The sequence below is a fragment of the Streptomyces sp. NPDC042002 genome, assembly GCF_055588305.1.
Genome location: NZ_JBVJCT010000033.1, coordinates 55748 through 70754 on the forward strand (window position 1 = coordinate 55748; position 15007 = coordinate 70754).

A 15007-nucleotide genomic window follows, 5' to 3' on the forward strand; every position below is an offset into this window, starting at 1 on the left:
CGAGCTCACGACAGTCACGAGTGGCAGCATCCTTGTCACGCCCCGGGGTCCGGAACGATCGACACCCCTGTGTACGCGACGTTGGGCGACCCTGGACGCGCAGAACGTGCCGTCTCGTCGATTCCGCTGCGCCGCGTCGGCGGGACGGAGGAAGTCGTCGCCATCGCGTGGTTGACGTCGCCCGGAGCGTCGTACACGACGGGGGCGGTGCTACGGGTGTCCGGTGGGCGGTGAGCCCGTGCGTACCGGAATCGCGTACGGTCCTACGCCGCCTCGATGATCTCGCCGCGTATCGCCTCGGCCCACTTCACGACCAACAGCTCGTACTCCGCCCGCTCCTGTGCGGACAGGGAGCCGCCTGTCCGCGTCCACAGGGCGCGGATCTGTTCGTTCAACGCGGCGGCAGACCGCACGGAACCAGGCGGAGTGACATCGGGGGACATGCGCACCAGCCTAGGCGCAAGGACTGACACTGCGCTACCGGGCGGCTACTCAACCCGTATGTGCTTCGTCACGGCGCACATGACCGACCCCCCGCGGCTCACCGAACTCCTGCTCCAGAGTCTTGAGTTGCCGAGGAGGTTGAGGCGGCCGTGACGGTGGACGCGGTGAGCGGACCCTCGAAAGTCCCAGCTCGGGGCAATCAGGGGGTTGTGTCAGGGGGTCCGGTCACAGGGGCAACCGTTCGGCCCGCCCGCCTCCGACCGGGTCCGCCCGTTCCGCCCAGACCCGCGCCGCGAGCGCATCGGCCTCATCCTGTGGGATTCCCGCCTTCACCAGGATGATTCCGCGGCTGCCGTCCGGGAACTTCACGCTGCGCGCTTCCGTGCCCAACCGGCCCAGCGTTGGCTCCTTCGGCATGCTCCACCTCCAGTCGGGGAGACCACGCTAAAACGCCGCCACCCAGTTCGCAGAAGCGTTCGGCCAGACGGCCTACAGGTCCGACAGCGGTTCATCCGGTGGCGCGTCCGGCAGGGCATCCAAGAGGCGGACCCGGGTAACCGAGTGTCACCCCGAGCAGTGTGCCCGGCATGGTGGGGGAACGAGAGCCGGTTCACGGGAAGCGCGCTACGGCCGCCCTGTCGTCTCAGCCGGCGGATTCGGCGGCGTGAGGGCTGAGGACATCGGTGCCGACCAGCCCGTGCCGGAGGCGAGGACGGCCGGCACGGCGAGGAGGAAGGAGTAACGGGCCGCCGCGGCACGGCTGTAGCCCATGAAGAGGCCGCCGCTGATGGTCGCGCCGGACCGGGAGACGCCGGGGATCAGGGCCATCGCCTGGCAAACGCCGTACAGCAGGCCGTCCTTGGTGTTCAGGTCCTCAAGTACCTTGCGCCGCTTGGCCGCCCGGTGCCTGCCGCCCGTCTCGTCGCGTGCCGCGAGCCGGCCGGCGATGCCTGTGACGACAGCCATCACGATCAACATGGTGGCGGTGAACCGCAGATCGCGGAACGGCCCCTCGATCTGGTCCTTGAGCGTGATGCCGAGCACCCCGATCGGGATCGAGCCGACGATCACCAACCACCCCATCTGAGCGTCGTGGTTGCCGCGCGTCGCCTTGTCCGTGAGCGAGCGGAACCCTGCCGACAGAATCCTTCCGGCGTCCTCGCGGAAGTAGATCAGCACCGCCGCCTCCGTGCCGAGCTGGGTGATCGCGGTGAACGCCTCGGTCAGGGTCCAGTCCGGGTGTAGGCGCGGTCCGGTGCAGGCGGGATCAGGCACAGGCGAGCAGGCGGGACCGGGTACGGGTCAGGCCCGGGGACGGGGGGCGATCCGTCTCCGGTCGGAGTCCGGTACTCGTCCCGGCGGGGCCTCATGGCGCGGTCACCGGGGTGTTGACCGGCCGCCCGGCCGCCGCTTACGTTGCAGCGGCAGGGAAAGCGCTTGCTCCCGCCGGTGCGCGTCCGTTCGGCGGTACGCGCACGGTCCGATGGAGACAGGCGCTGGCCGACGTCTGACATCACGTCCGATGGAGCGCTGATCAGGTAGATGACCGCATCCCGTACCGCAATCGACCTCCAGACCTCTACGTCCACGAACCGTGCCGCGAACACCCCCCTCGGCGGTCGCCGCATCAGGGTCGCCGTCGTCGGCGCGGGCGCCATCGCCCGCGGGGGTCACCACCCCGCACTCGCCCGGCTCTCCGAGGAGGGCGAGACGGAGATCGTCGCCGCGGTGGACATCGCCGAGGGCGCCGTCCGGGAGTTCTGCGCCGAGGCGGGCATTCCGCACGCGTACACCGATCTGGACCGGATGCTGGAGGAGCGGCGGCCCGATCTGGTCTCCGTCTGTACCCCGCCCACGCTGCACCGTGAGCAGACCGTCGCCGCGTTGCGGGCCGGCACCTGGGTGTGGTGCGAGAAGCCGCCCGTGCCCACGCTCGCCGATTTCGACGCGGTGCAGGCGGCGGAGGGCACGGACGGCGGGCCGTACGCCGCGATCGTCTTCCAGCACCGCTTCGGCTCGGGCGCCCGGCATGTGCGGGGCCTGATAGCGGAGCGGGCCATGGGCCGGCCGCTCGTCGCGCACTGCCAGACCACCTGGTACCGCAACGCCGACTACTACGCCGTTCCCTGGCGCGGCCGTTGGGCGACCGAGGGCGGCGGGCCCGCGATGGGACACGGCATCCACCAGATGGATCTGCTGCTTGACCTGCTGGGGCCGTGGACCGAGGTGCGCGCGATGACCGGTCGTCTCGTGCATGACGTGGAGACGGAGGACGTCTCGACCGCCCTGGTCCGCTTCGCGAACGGCGCCCTGGCGACCGTCGTCAACAGCGTCCTGAGCCCCGACGAGGTCAGCCGCATCCGCGTCGACTGCGAGCGCGCCACTGTCGAGCTGACCCACCTGTACGGCCACAGCAACGACAACTGGCGGATCACCCCCGCGCCCGGCGTGCCGGAGGCGGACGTCGCGGCCTGGCGGGATTTCGGTGCGGACGTGCCCAGTTCGCACCTCGCGCAGCTGCGGGACCTCGTCGCGAGCATGCGGGCGGGTGAACGGCCGCGCAGCAGTGGTGCCGACGGGCGGACCAGCCTGGAACTGATCACCGCGCTCTACAAGTCGGCGTTCACGGACACGACCGTCCGCGCGGGGGAGATCGGTCCGGGAGACCCGTACTACACGGCGCTGCACGGTGGCGCGCCCGGCTGGGCACCCGCCGAGCCCGAGACGACGGCGCCCGAGGCACCCGAGGCGGCGCGTGCGGAGGTCCGGGCATGAAGGAGGTGCCGGAGTCCGGCCTGCGGATCGTCCACACGCACGGTGAGCGGATCGGGATCAGTGAAGTCTCCACCGGCGTAGAGCTGTTGGGCTATGTCTACCGTCCCGAGGCCGCCTGGGAGTCGCCGAAGCCGTATCTGCATCCGCTGCGGACGCTGGCGGGCGACGTCGTCACGGACTACCGCCCGAACGATCACCGCTGGCACAAGGGCCTTCAGATGACGGCCTCGCACCTCTCCGGCCAGAACCTGTGGGGCGGCAACACCTATGTCCAGGGACACGGATACCTCGAACTCCCGGAGCGCGTCGGGTCGATGGCGCATGTCGCCTTCGAGGAGGTCGCCGCGGAGGGCGGTGGCGCGGTCATCGCCGAGCGGCTCACCTGGCATCCGTACGACGGTGAACTGTGGGCCGACGAGGAGCGCCGTGTCGAGGTGCACGACGTCGATCCGGGGGCGGGTTCCTGGGCACTGACCTGGAGCTCCGCGGTCACCAACCGCCGCGAGGAGCCCCTGCGCTTCGGCAGTCCGACGACCGCGGGGCGCGAGATGGCCGGCTACACGGGCCTGTTCTGGCGCGGACCGCGCGCCTTCCGGGACGGGCGGGTCATCGGGCCGGACTCCGAAGGACCTGGCCTGATGGGGCGCCAGGCACCCTGGCTCGCGTACTCGGCGGAGCACGACGGCCGCGACGGTCACGCCACCCTCGTCTTCGCGCACGCGCCCGAGAACGACCACGAGGGGACGCGGGGCACCCACCCGGCCCACTGGTTCGTACGCAACGAACCCTTCGCCGCCGTCGCCCCGTCCCTCGCCTTCTTCGACGAACTGGAACTCGCGCCCGGCGACACGCTCACCCGCCGCTACCGGGTGGTCGTCGCCGAAGGGGCCTGGGAGCGCGAGGACATCGTCAAGTACCTTGCGGAGCACCCCTGGTGAGCGCCGTGACTCCCGGCTGCCCCGGGCTCCCGGGAGCCGTCGCGGTGTCGCGTCTGCGGGTGTACGACTGGCCCGCGGCCGACGGCCTGTGCGGCGGAACTCCCCATCTCCACCTGACCTGTTCGGAGGCGTACGTCGTCACCGGCGGACGCGGCTCGGTCCAGACACTGACGACATCGGGGTACGAGGTGACGCCGCTCGTGCCCGGCACGGTCGCCTGGTTCACCCCGGGCACGATCCACCGGCTCGTCAACGAGGACGGCCTGCGCATCACCGTCCTCATGCAGAACAGCGGACTGCCGGAGGCCGGCGACGCGGTCATGACCCTGCCCCCGGAGTACCTGGCCGATCCCGGGACCTACGCGGCGGCCACCCTCGTCCCGGCGGACGCGCCCGAGGAGGAACAGGCGCGTCTCGCCCGCACCCGGCGCGATCTCGCCCTGGAGGGCTACCGCGTGCTGCGCGACGCCGAGGGACCCGAGCCGCTCGCGGAGTTCCACCGGGCGGCCGCGGCCCTGGTACGGCCCCGTGTCGCGGAGTGGCGTGAACGGTGGCGGCGCGGTGCCGAGGCCGCCGCCGCGGCGACGGGGGACCAGCTCGACCGGCTGGAGCGGGGAGACGCGTCGCACCTCACCGCAGCCGCCGTACGGGCCGAACAGCCTTCCACGCGAGGCCGGTTCGGAATGTGCGGACGGCTCGACGTCTACGAGACCGCCGACTAGGGCGTACGGTCGCCTGCTGCCTGCTGCCTGCTGCCTGCTGCCTGCTGCCTGCTGCCTGCTGCCTGCTGCCTGAGTCCCCTGTGCAGGCGGTTACGCCACCGCAGGTCCCGTCACCGTCCAGCCCGGGGCCTGGGGGTGGGGTGTGAGGGTGTCGTGTTCGACCTGTTCTCCGCATTCCTGGCAGACGACCTGGGGGACCAGTTCGTGGCCGCAGGTGTGCTCCAGCACCATGGGCCGGAAGCCGCCCTCCTGGAGGTGCCGGTCTCCCCACGCCATGAGTGTCAGCAGAACGGGTTCCAGTTCGAGGCCCGCCCGCGTGGGCCGGTACTCGTAGCGCTTGGGGCGGTCGCTGTACTCCGCCTTCTCCAGCAGTCCGGCGTCGACGAGGCGCTTCAGCCGGGTCGTCAGCACGTCACGGGGGGCGCCGGTATTGCGCACCAGTTGGTCGAAGCGTGTGGCGCCGAGCGACACCTCGCGCAGGACCAACAGGGAGTACTTCTCGCCGACGAGGGCGAGTGTCGCGGCGATCGAGCAAGGGCGAGGGTCCTTCATACCGCCAGTCTACGAGGGTGGGTTGGATGTTCCAACTCACTGGGTTACTCTTGGGTCACTTGGTGGGTTGGAAAATCAAACTCACCGGGTTCGAAGGCCGGACCAGCCCGGTCGCCGGTTCCCCGATCTCAGAGACCTGAGAGGCATCCCATGCGTGACGCCGTGATCGTCGAAGCCGTACGCACCCCCGTGGGCAAGGGCAAGCCGAACGGTTCGCTCGCCCACGTCCACCCCGTGGAACTCCTCGCCCACACCCTCCGAGCGCTCGTCGGGCGCTCCGGGATCGATCCGGCGCTGATCGACGACGTCATCGGCGGCACAGTCGACCAGGTCGGCGAGCAGGCCATGAACACCACCCGGTACGCCGTGCTCTCCGCGGGATTCCCCGAGTCGGTCCCCGCGACCACGGTGGACCGCCAGTGCGGCTCGTCGCAGCAGGCCGTGCACTTCGCCGCGCAGGGCGTCATGTCGGGGGCGTACGACTTGGTCGTGGCCTGCGGTGTGGAATCGATGAGCCGGGTGCCGATGTGGTCCAACGTGCCGGCGGGCGCGGACCCCTTCGGACCCGGGGTCGCCGAGCGCTACCCCGAGGGTCTGGTGCCGCAGGGCATCAGCGCCGAGCTCATCGCCGCCAAGTGGGGCATCACCCGCGAGCGGATGGACGCCTTCGCCGTCGGCTCGCACCAGAAAGCCGCACAGGCATGGAGCGGCGGTCTCTTCGACGCCGAGGTCGCGCCCCTGGAGGGTGTCATCCGCGACGAGAGCGTCCGCCCCGGCAGTACCCCCGAGATACTCGCCGGGCTGAAGCCCGCGTACTACGGCCCGGGCTTCGCCGAGCGCTTCCCGCAGATCGACTGGTCGGTCACGGCCGGGAACGCGAGCCCGGTCAACGACGGCGCCTCCGCCGTGCTCATCACGTCGAGCGAGACCGCCGCCCGCCTCGGCCTGCGGCCCATCGCCCGTCTGCACAGCTTCGCCGTCACCGGTTCCGACCCGCTGCTGATGCTCACCGGCGTCATCCCCGCCACCGAGAAGGTGCTGCGCAGGGCAGGGCTGGACCTCGGCGACATCGACCTCTTCGAGGTGAACGAGGCGTTCGCCGCAGTCGTCCTCGCCTGGCAGCAGGAGACGGGCGCCGACCTGTCCAAGGTCAACGCGCACGGCGGAGCCATCGCGATCGGCCACCCGCTCGGCGCGAGCGGCACCCGACTCACGACGACCCTCGTCCACGCGATGCGCGCCCGCGGGGCCCGCTACGCGCTGCAGACGATGTGCGAGGCGGGCGGACTGGCCAACGCGATGATCCTGGAGGCCGTACGCCCGTAACCACTGCGGATCCCGGAGGCAGCGGGGCAGCGAAGCGGTGAGGTCGTGATGGTCGCGGACGGTGGAAAAACCGTGGCCCGTGCCGACCGCGGATTCCGGACCGTGCGCTCGTAGCGGTGCCGTGCCTCAGTGACCGCGCAGGTGGTGGCGCTTGCGCCAGGCAACCACCGTTCCGACCACGGCGGGGACGGTGATCAAGGCCATCGCGATCAGGAAGGCAGGGGACGTGGGCGACGACGCGCGGGCGCCGGCGACGGCGTACGCGGCGGTGTTCGGGATGGAGCCGAGCGCCGTCGCGACCAGGAAGGGCAGCCAGCCCATACGGGAGACGGCCGCGCAGTAGTTCGCGGCCCAGAACGGCACGCCGGGGAACAGCCGGGCCACCATCATCGATCGGAAGCCGTGCCGGCTGAGCTGGCCGTCCGCCGCCTTCAGCCAGCGGGCCCGCAGCAGCGACCGCAGCGCGTCCTGCCCGAGGATCCGGCCGAGTCCGAAGGCGACACCGGCGCCGAGCACCGTGCCCACCAGCGCGGTGCCCAGGCCCAGTTGGGAGCCGAACAGGGCGCCGGCCGCCAGGTTGAGCAGGGGCCGGGGCACGAAGGCGACCGTGCACAGCCCGTACGCCACGGCGAACGCGACGGCCGCCGCGGCGCCGCCGAGCTGGGGCGGCCAGCCGTCGGCGAGCAGCCGCTGCGGGTCGAAGAGGAGCACGCTCGACGCGGCCGCCGCGAGCAGCACGACCAGCAGGGAGAGCCGCGACCAGGGCGAGAGCAGTGCTCTCAGGCAGCGAGCGCCCAGGCCGGTGCGTACGGCGGTCAGGGTCGCGGGTGCGGCGACGGCGATCTCCGAGGCGACGACCAGGTCGGTCGCGACGGCGAGCTCCGTGGCGGCGGCCTGGGGAGTGGCCGTGGCGGTGCCCCCAGAGCGGGTGGTGGCATCGAGCATCCGGTGACACTAGCCGACGAATGTGTGTGATCGCCGTATGGTTCGTCTCATGGGCGTCACAGCTTCCGGAACGTCAGGTGCGTCTTTCGAGGTGCCGGACAGCCTCCTCGCGGACACCGTCCTGGAACGGCTCACGACCGTCTACCCGGCGGTCGCCGACTCTCACCGGGCCGCGTCGATGCGCGCGTACATGAAGGACATCGCCCCCTTCCTCGGCCTGCCGACGCCCGAGCGCCGTGCCCTGTCCCGCACCGTGCTCCTGGACACCGCCCGTCCCGACGAGACGGACTGCACCGCGCTCGCGCTGCGCTGCTGGCGCCTGCCGGAACGCGAGTACCAGTACTTCGCCGTCGACTACCTGCGCCGCCATGTGACGCGCCTGTCGTCCGGCTTCCTGCCGGTGGCCCGGCACCTGGTCTCAACCGTCTCCTGGTGGGACACCGTCGACGCACTCGCCGCACATGTGGTGGGAGGCCTGGTGGCCGCCGACCCGCGACTGCGCACCGACATGGACGCCTGGATCGAGGCCGACGATCTGTGGGTCGCCCGCACGGCGCTGCTCCATCAGCTCCGGCACAAGGAGGCCACGGACACCGGGCGCCTCTTCGCGTACTGCGTCCGCCAGTCGGGTCATCCCGATTTCTTCATCCGCAAAGCCATCGGATGGTGTCTGCGCGAGTACGCCAAGACCGACCCGCAGGCGGTACGGGACTTCGTCGCCGCGGAGCGGGCGAGGCTCGCGCCGCTGTCCGTGCGCGAGGCGCTCAAGAACATCGACCCCTGAGACCCCCGACGCCCCCGACCGCGCAGCCTCCCGACGCACCGCGCGCACCATTTGCACCACCGGCATCACCCGCGCTGCACCGGTCCACGGGGCACCGAAAACCATTCGACGTGGGCAGACGCTTCGGCGATGATCTCCTCATGTTCCGGTACGCCTTCCTCCTCGCGGCATCCGCAGTCGCGGATGCGCCGAAGGCTGCCGTCCCGATCATCACGGCAGCCGTCGACGGCGCCCGAAGCTGACCCTTCCCGGATTGTCCGGCGGACCCCGCAGGGGGAGGGTCGGTAACTCCTGGGGGTCCCTGTCCCGGCCCGTACGCGCCGGGGTCATCACTCAGCTCCGCTGACACTGAAGAGGCTTCGAGGTACAGCCATGCCCAAGACGGCTTACGTGCGCACCAAACCGCACCTGAACATCGGCACCATGGGTCACGTCGACCACGGCAAGACCACCCTGACCGCCGCCATCACCAAGGTCCTCGCCGAGCGCGGCTCCGGCACCTTCGTCCCGTTCGACCGGATCGACCGCGCGCCGGAGGAGGCCGCCCGCGGCATCACCATCAACATCGCGCACGTCGAGTACGAGACCGACACCCGGCACTACGCGCACGTGGACATGCCGGGCCACGCCGACTACGTCAAGAACATGGTCACCGGCGCGGCCCAGCTCGACGGGGCGATCCTCGTCGTGTCCGCGCTGGACGGGATCATGCCGCAGACCGCCGAACACGTGCTGCTCGCCCGGCAGGTGGGCGTCGACCACATCGTCGTCGCCCTGAACAAGTCCGACATGGCGGACGAGGAGCTCGCCGACCTCGTGGAGCTGGAGGTCCGCGAACTGCTCTCCGCGCAGGGCTACGGGGGCGACTCCGTACCCGTCGTACGGGTGTCCGGCCTCAAGGCCCTTGAGGGGGACCCCCGGTGGACGGCGGCGATCGACGCGCTGCTCGACGCGGTGGACACCTATGTGCCGATGCCCGAGCGCTATCTCGACGCGCCGTTCCTGATGCCGGTCGAGAACGTGCTCACCATCACCGGACGCGGAACGGTCGTCACCGGTGCCGTCGAGCGCGGCACGATCCACGTCGGCGACCGCGTCGAGGTGCTCGGCGCCGGCGTCGACACGGTGGTCACCGGCCTGGAGACCTTCGGCAAGCCCATGGAGGAGGCGCAGGCCGGCGACAACGTGGCGCTGCTGCTGCGCGGTGTGCCCCGCGACTCGGTCCGCCGCGGGCACATCGCCGCCGCGCCCGGCAGCGTCGTACCCAGCAGCCGTTTCACGGCGCGGGTGTACGTCCTGTCGACGCGCGAGGGCGGTCGTACGACAGCGGTCTCCACCGGGTACCGGCCGCAGTTCTACATCCGTACCGCGGACGTGGTCGGCGACGTCGACCTCGGCGAGGGGGCCGTCGCCCGGCCCGGCGACACCGTCGTCATGACGGTCGAGCTCGGCCGCGAGGTGCCGCTGGAGCCGGGCCTCGGCTTCGCCATCCGCGAGGGCGGCCGGACGGTCGGCGCCGGGACGGTGACGTCGGTCGGCTGACGTCCGGCCCGGTACGTCGGTCGGTCGACGCCCGGCCGGTACGGCGACGCGGGTGCCCGCCCTGCCAGGGCGGGCACCCGCGTCGCGTCCTTCCCGGTGCCGCACAATGGACCCGTGGACGAGCCGATACCCGTGACGCGGGCCGTGGATCACGGAACCGCCAAGCTGATGCCCGACGTGGACCGCGAGCGGGCGTGGCTGCTCACCGTGGACGGCGCGCCCCAGTCGTACGTCGATCTGGACGAGCCGACGCATCTGGAGTTCGAGTACACGCGCCGCCTCGGGCATGTGCTGGACACGGTGACGGAACCAGGACGCGCCCTGGACGTGCTGCACCTCGGCGGCGGTGCGCTCACGCTGCCCCGCTATGTCGCGGCCACCCGGCCCGGTTCGCGGCAGGACGTGGTGGAGGCGGACCAGGGCCTGCTGGCCATGATCGACGAGTGTCTGCCGGTGCCCGGCGGCATCGGCATCGAGCTGCACCGCGCCGACGCCCGCGCGTGGATCGAAGCCGCCGCCCCCGACTCCGCGGACATCCTGATCGCGGACGTCTTCGGCGGCTCGCGCGTACCGGCGCACCTGACATCCATCGCCTACGCGAGCGCCGCCGAGCGCGTGCTGCGCCCCGACGGTGTCTACCTCGCCAACCTCGCGGACGCGGCGCCCTTCACCTTTCTCCGCTCCCAACTCGCCACGTTCTCCTCGGTGTTCGAGGAGATCGCGCTCATCGCCGAACCCGGCGTGCTGCGGGGCCGGCGCTTCGGCAACGCGGTGCTCGTGGCCTCCCACCGCCCGCTCGACACGGCCGCCCTGGCCCGCCGTACCGCCGCCGACGCCTTTCCGGCACGCGTCGAACACGGCCCCGGGCTGCGGGACTTCATCGGCGGGGCCGCTCCGGTACGCGACGAGGACGCGGTTCCGTCACCCGAGCCGCCCGGCGGATCCTTCGGCATCGGCTGACGCGCGTCCCGCACCGGACACCGGGGCGCCGGCGCCCAGCGCCACCGCGCCGGACACCGGAGCCGCAGCGCCCTGCGCCACCGCCCGGGTCCGCCGCGTCAGATTCCGGACGTCCGGGACGCACAACACCGCGGCCGTGACGACCACGACCAGCGTCGCGCAGCCCCACAGAGCTGTCGCCCGCCCGAAGACCTGCTCCGCGGGCCCGGCCAGCGCCGTCGCCAACGGCACCATGGCGATCGACCCGAACCAGTCGTACGCGGACACCCGCGAGAGCTTGTCCTCGGGTATCTCCTGGTGGAGCGCGGTCATCCAGGAAACGCCGAACACCTCGATCGCCAGACCGCTGACGAACATCACGGCGTACAGCGGTCCCACCGGCAGGGGGACCGCGAGTGCGGCGGCGGGTGCCGCGAGGGGGAAGACGCACAGGGTGCCCGCGAACAGCAGGCGGCGGGGCCGCCAGCGGGTCATGAGCAGCGCGCCGCCCACGGTCCCGGCGCCGAACGCGCCGAGTGCCAGTCCCCAGGGTCCCGCACCGCCGAGGCTGTCGCGGGCGACCAGCGGGCCGTAGACCGCGTCGGCGGCTCCGACGACCGCGACCACCACGGAGAACTGCGCGACGATCGCCCAGAGCCAGGGCCGCGCGACGAACTCGCGCCAGCCGTCGCGCAGATCGGCGAACAGGCCGCCGCCGGGCTCGCGCGGCGGTATGTGGCTGACGTCGAGGAACGCACGCAGCGCCCCGGCGACCGCGAACGCCACCGCGTCCACGGCGAGCACCCAGCCCGGCCCGATCACGGCCACCAGTACACCGCCGAGGGCCGCGCCGCCCAGGCCCGCGCCCTGCATCGCCATCCGGAACATCGCGAACGCGCGGCTCGCCTGCTCACCGCGGACCGAGGACATCAGCATGCCTTCGGCGGCCGGGTTGAAGAACGCCTGACCGGTGCCGCCGAGCGCGGACAGCAGCATCATCTGCCACAGCCGTGCCTCACCGGAGACGACCAGGACGGCGAACGCCGCCTGCGACACACAGTTGAGGGCGTTGGCCGCGACCATGACCCGATGGCGCGGCAGCCGGTCCGCGACCGCCCCGCCGATCAGCAGGAACATCACCAGCGGCAGGGTCCGCGCCGCGGCCACCAGGCCGACGTCGCCTCCGTCGCCGCCCGCGCCGAGCACCGCGAACGCCGCGGCGATCAGGGCGCCCTGGCTGCCCAGGTTGGTGACGACCGCGGCGGCGGTCAGCAGGGTGTAGTTCCGGCCCGCCCAGGACGGGCGGCGGGAGGGTCTGGCGAGGTCGGCGGCTGAGGTCACCGGGAGACTATCGCCGCCCGGTGCCCGACTTGCCAAACCCATTGCACACGCATAGAGCGCACGCATTGAGCACGCACGTCGAGCACCCGCGTCATTGCACGGCCCGCCCGGCACTCATCGTGCCCCTCGCGGCGCGCCGCGCGTATGTTCCGCCCGCCGGTGCCTCGCGCCCCTGGTCACCCTGCCTGGAAGGTGGCCAGGAGGCCCGAAGCCCCGTGCTTCGGGCGCGGGCTCAGGAACCCGTCGGGTCGCCGTGCAGCCGTACCGTGCTGAGGATCTTTTGCACGGTCGCGTTCGGGATCTCCTCCGAGACACCCTTGGCGCCGTAGAGCGTCCAGGACACGAAGTCACCCGCCGAGTTCTTGAAGGCGAAGGTGGTCGCCTTGCCGTCGGAGTCGCACTTGCCCTTCTTGGCGACGCCCGAGGAGTACGTCACCGCGACGCTGCCCTTGACGCCCGAAGCCGTGGTGTACGCCTGGGGCTTGCCGATCTTCAGCAGCTTCTTCGAGGCGTCCTTCTGGTCGGTGTAGCCGCCGAAGACCCACCACGCCGAATCATTGCGCGCCACGTCGTCGGTGTTCTTGGCACCGCTCTGGCCCTTGGTGCCCGCGGCGGCCAGCGCCGAGTCGCTCGTGTGACCGTCCTTGTCGTCGTCGGACGTGCACCACTTCTCCTTGAGGAACGCGGGCGCGGACATGCCGATGAGCGCGGAGCCGTCGCCCTTCTTGTCGTCCTCGAAGCCGATGAAGGTGCCGGGAGTCTTGACATCCCAGTCCGCCGGTACGTCGAAGGCGGTGCCCCACTTGGGGTTCACCACGACCTTCCAGCCGGCGATCGTCGCCTTCTCCTCGTCGCCGCCGCGCGGGTCGTCGTCGCTCCCGCTCGTGCTCGCACTCGGCGTGGAGGCCGACGCCTTCGGGGACTTGGACGTGTCGGTGCCGGCCTTGTCGTCCTTGTCGCCACCGCCGAGGACGAGGAATCCGGTGACTCCGGCGGCGATCACCACGGCCGAGGCCGCGACGATCGCGGTGATCTTCGTCTTGTTGCCGCCACCGCCACCGCCACCACCGCCGGGCGCCTGGGGCGCGCCGAGGGGATCCGACGGGGCTCCCCACTGCGGCTGCCCCGGCTGGGGTCCGTACGGTCCCGGCTGCTGCGGATACCCCGGCTGCTGGTATCCGGGCTGCTGGTACGGATTCGGCTGCTGGTACCCCGGCTGCTGGTACGGGTTCTGGTCCTGCGGGTTCTGCTCGCCCCCGGGCGGCTGCTGTCCTGGCCACATGGCCGGTAACGATAGAGGGGCTTGTGACCCGAGTGCCATGGCGGTCCCCGAAACGACCGCGCCGCCAGGCCACTTGTCCCATTGATCCCGACTCGGGACTCCGTCTGACTCTGGCTCGGAACTCGGTCCGGCTTTGGCCCGGGTAGTCGCCCGCGGAGTTCTTGAACCCGAACGTGACGGCCTTGCCGCCGCTCGCGCACTTCCCCTCGCTGGGCTTCTTGTCCGGTTGGGTGCAGCCGCCGAACACCCACCAGGGGACCTGGTTCACGGCGACCTCGTCGGTGTTCTTCGCTCCGCTCGCGCCCTTGGTGCCCGCGGCGCCGAGCGCGGTGTCCTCCGTACGGCCGTCCCTGTCGTCGTCGGACGAGCACCACTTGGACGTGAAGTAGGCGGGCGCCGACATCACGATCAACGGCTTGCCGTCGGCCTTCGCGTTCTTCTTCTCGGAACCGATCGGCGTGCCCGGTGAGGGCACCTCCCTGTCCGCCGGGACGTCGAAGGCCGTGGCCCCAGGGGGGACTGACGACGACCTTCCAGCCGGCGATCGCCGGCCGCTCGCCCGCACCGCCGCGCGGGTCACTGCCGGAGGGCGACGCGCTCGGGTCCTTCGTGGCGCTCGTCGCGGGGTTCGCGTCCTTGCCCTGGTCGGCGCCGCCCGCACCGTTGATCGACTTCGGCGCCGGGTGGCGGGGCTGGCCAAGAATTGCTACCCATGGGTAACATCGCGGTATGAGCGCAGACCAGATGACGATCGGCGAGATGCTCGCCGCGACCGTGCCGATGGCCCGGACCCTGAACCTCGAGTTCGTGGAGACCACTCCGGAGAAGGCCGTCGTGGCACTCCCGGACCAGGGCGACTTCCACAACCACGTCGGCGGACCGCACGCCGGAGCCATGTTCACGCTGGGGGAGTCGGCGAGCGGGGCGATCGTGCTCGCCGCCTTCGGGGACCAGCTCTCCCGGGCCGTGCCGCTCGCTGTCAGTGCCGAGATCGCGTACAAGAAGCTCGCGATGGGCCCCGTGACGGCCACCGCGACGCTCGGGCGGCCCGCTGCCGACGTCGTCGCCGAGCTCGACGCCGGTCAGCGTCCCGAGTTCCCCGTCGCCATCGCGATCCAGCGTGCCGACGGCGCCGTGACCGGCGAGATGACGGTCATCTGGACGCTCCGCCCGAACGGCTGAGACCCGCCTCGCGCGTAGGGCCCTGACGGGGGAGTACGACCCGATCGGGGCCCTCGGCCGTCGCGCCGGGGCCCGCGACGGTGCCGGCCCCGACCTGCACCCCACCCCGCGCCTCTAGCCGCCCGCCCCGCGCCGCGAGCCGTGGCCCGCGTCGAGCCGGGTGCCGAGCCGGGCGTGCCTGGGCGCCGACCCCGGGCGTAGAGCCGCGCCCCGCCCCGCCGCCGGTGTCGAGCCA

Annotated in this window: 14 protein-coding genes and 2 pseudogenes; 8 read left to right on the forward strand and 8 right to left on the reverse strand. The window is 71.6% G+C overall.

Annotated elements, in window-relative coordinates:
* Positions 1-263 precede the first annotated feature (263 nt).
* The 3 genes and pseudogenes from ACZ6KY_RS33095 to ACZ6KY_RS33105 form a co-directional block, all read right to left on the reverse strand.
* Positions 264-443 carry a hypothetical protein gene (locus ACZ6KY_RS33095; protein WP_328556806.1) on the reverse strand — a complete coding sequence of 60 codons (180 nt, stop codon included), beginning with the start codon at positions 441-443 and terminating at the stop codon, positions 264-266.
* A gap of 226 nt (positions 444-669) precedes the next feature.
* Complete coding sequence (locus ACZ6KY_RS33100; protein WP_469313942.1) at positions 670-861, reverse strand: hypothetical protein; 192 nt, start codon at positions 859-861, stop codon at positions 670-672.
* Between the two features lie 282 nt (positions 862-1143).
* Positions 1144-1719 (reverse strand): annotated as a pseudogene (locus tag ACZ6KY_RS33105) (undecaprenyl-diphosphate phosphatase); the annotation flags it as partial.
* A 267-nt stretch (positions 1720-1986) separates the two neighbouring features.
* On the opposite strand from ACZ6KY_RS33105, the gene ACZ6KY_RS33110 reads away from it, so the two are divergent.
* Genes ACZ6KY_RS33110 through ACZ6KY_RS33120 form a run of 3 tightly spaced genes read left to right on the forward strand, consistent with a single transcriptional unit; the run spans position 1987 to position 4879 of the window.
* On the forward strand, positions 1987-3219 hold the full coding sequence (locus ACZ6KY_RS33110) for a Gfo/Idh/MocA family protein (RefSeq protein ID WP_469313943.1): 1233 nt from the start codon (positions 1987-1989) through the stop codon (positions 3217-3219).
* On the forward strand, positions 3216-4157 hold the full coding sequence (locus tag ACZ6KY_RS33115; RefSeq protein ID WP_469313944.1) for a DUF6807 domain-containing protein: 942 nt from the start codon (positions 3216-3218) through the stop codon (positions 4155-4157). Before ACZ6KY_RS33110 ends, ACZ6KY_RS33115 begins: the two co-directional genes overlap by 4 nt.
* Positions 4154-4879, forward strand: a complete 726-nt coding sequence (locus ACZ6KY_RS33120; protein ID WP_469313945.1) for a cupin domain-containing protein — start codon at positions 4154-4156, stop codon at positions 4877-4879. Before ACZ6KY_RS33115 ends, ACZ6KY_RS33120 begins: the two co-directional genes overlap by 4 nt.
* Positions 4880-4969: 90 nt before the next feature.
* Here the strand turns inward: ACZ6KY_RS33120 and ACZ6KY_RS33125 are convergent, their stop codons facing one another.
* Positions 4970-5431 (reverse strand): winged helix-turn-helix transcriptional regulator, encoded by a 462-nt coding sequence (locus tag ACZ6KY_RS33125; RefSeq protein ID WP_469313946.1) that lies wholly within the window; start codon positions 5429-5431, stop codon positions 4970-4972.
* Between the two features lie 150 nt (positions 5432-5581).
* Between ACZ6KY_RS33125 and ACZ6KY_RS33130 the strand changes: the two genes are divergently transcribed.
* Positions 5582-6757 carry a thiolase family protein gene (locus ACZ6KY_RS33130; protein ID WP_469313947.1) on the forward strand — a complete coding sequence of 392 codons (1176 nt, stop codon included), beginning with the start codon at positions 5582-5584 and terminating at the stop codon, positions 6755-6757.
* Between the two features lie 126 nt (positions 6758-6883).
* Here the strand turns inward: ACZ6KY_RS33130 and ACZ6KY_RS33135 are convergent, their stop codons facing one another.
* Positions 6884-7702 carry a TVP38/TMEM64 family protein gene (locus tag ACZ6KY_RS33135; protein WP_469313948.1) on the reverse strand — a complete coding sequence of 273 codons (819 nt, stop codon included), beginning with the start codon at positions 7700-7702 and terminating at the stop codon, positions 6884-6886.
* Positions 7703-7751: 49 nt separating this feature from the next.
* Here ACZ6KY_RS33135 and ACZ6KY_RS33140 point away from each other — a divergent pair, with 49 nt between their 5' ends.
* The 3 genes from ACZ6KY_RS33140 to ACZ6KY_RS33150 all read left to right on the forward strand — a co-directional run bounded on the left by ACZ6KY_RS33140 (position 7752) and on the right by ACZ6KY_RS33150 (position 10988).
* A complete protein-coding gene (locus ACZ6KY_RS33140) occupies positions 7752-8486 on the forward strand; it encodes a DNA alkylation repair protein (protein ID WP_469313949.1) in 735 nt (244 codons plus the stop codon).
* A 372-nt stretch (positions 8487-8858) separates the two neighbouring features.
* A complete protein-coding gene (tuf, locus tag ACZ6KY_RS33145) occupies positions 8859-10028 on the forward strand; it encodes an elongation factor Tu (protein WP_469313950.1) in 1170 nt (389 codons plus the stop codon).
* A gap of 114 nt (positions 10029-10142) precedes the next feature.
* Positions 10143-10988 carry a spermidine synthase gene (locus ACZ6KY_RS33150; protein WP_469313951.1) on the forward strand — a complete coding sequence of 282 codons (846 nt, stop codon included), beginning with the start codon at positions 10143-10145 and terminating at the stop codon, positions 10986-10988.
* Here ACZ6KY_RS33150 and ACZ6KY_RS33155 read toward each other — a convergent pair.
* The 3 genes and pseudogenes from ACZ6KY_RS33155 to ACZ6KY_RS33165 form a co-directional block, all read right to left on the reverse strand.
* Entirely contained in the window at positions 10950-12350 is a 1401-nt protein-coding gene (locus ACZ6KY_RS33155; protein WP_469313952.1) for an MFS transporter, read from the reverse strand. The two genes, ACZ6KY_RS33150 and ACZ6KY_RS33155, sit on opposite strands and share 39 nt — an antisense overlap.
* A 190-nt stretch (positions 12351-12540) precedes the next feature.
* Complete coding sequence (locus ACZ6KY_RS33160) at positions 12541-13590, reverse strand: DUF8017 domain-containing protein (protein WP_469313953.1); 1050 nt, start codon at positions 13588-13590, stop codon at positions 12541-12543.
* A gap of 271 nt (positions 13591-13861) precedes the next feature.
* A pseudogene (locus ACZ6KY_RS33165) lies at positions 13862-14251 on the reverse strand (DUF8017 domain-containing protein); the annotation flags it as partial.
* A 68-nt stretch (positions 14252-14319) separates the two neighbouring features.
* Here ACZ6KY_RS33165 and ACZ6KY_RS33170 point away from each other — a divergent pair.
* Positions 14320-14772, forward strand: coding sequence for a DUF4442 domain-containing protein (locus tag ACZ6KY_RS33170; protein ID WP_351133858.1), 453 nt, complete (start codon positions 14320-14322; stop codon positions 14770-14772).
* Positions 14773-15007: the final 235 nt, after the last annotated feature.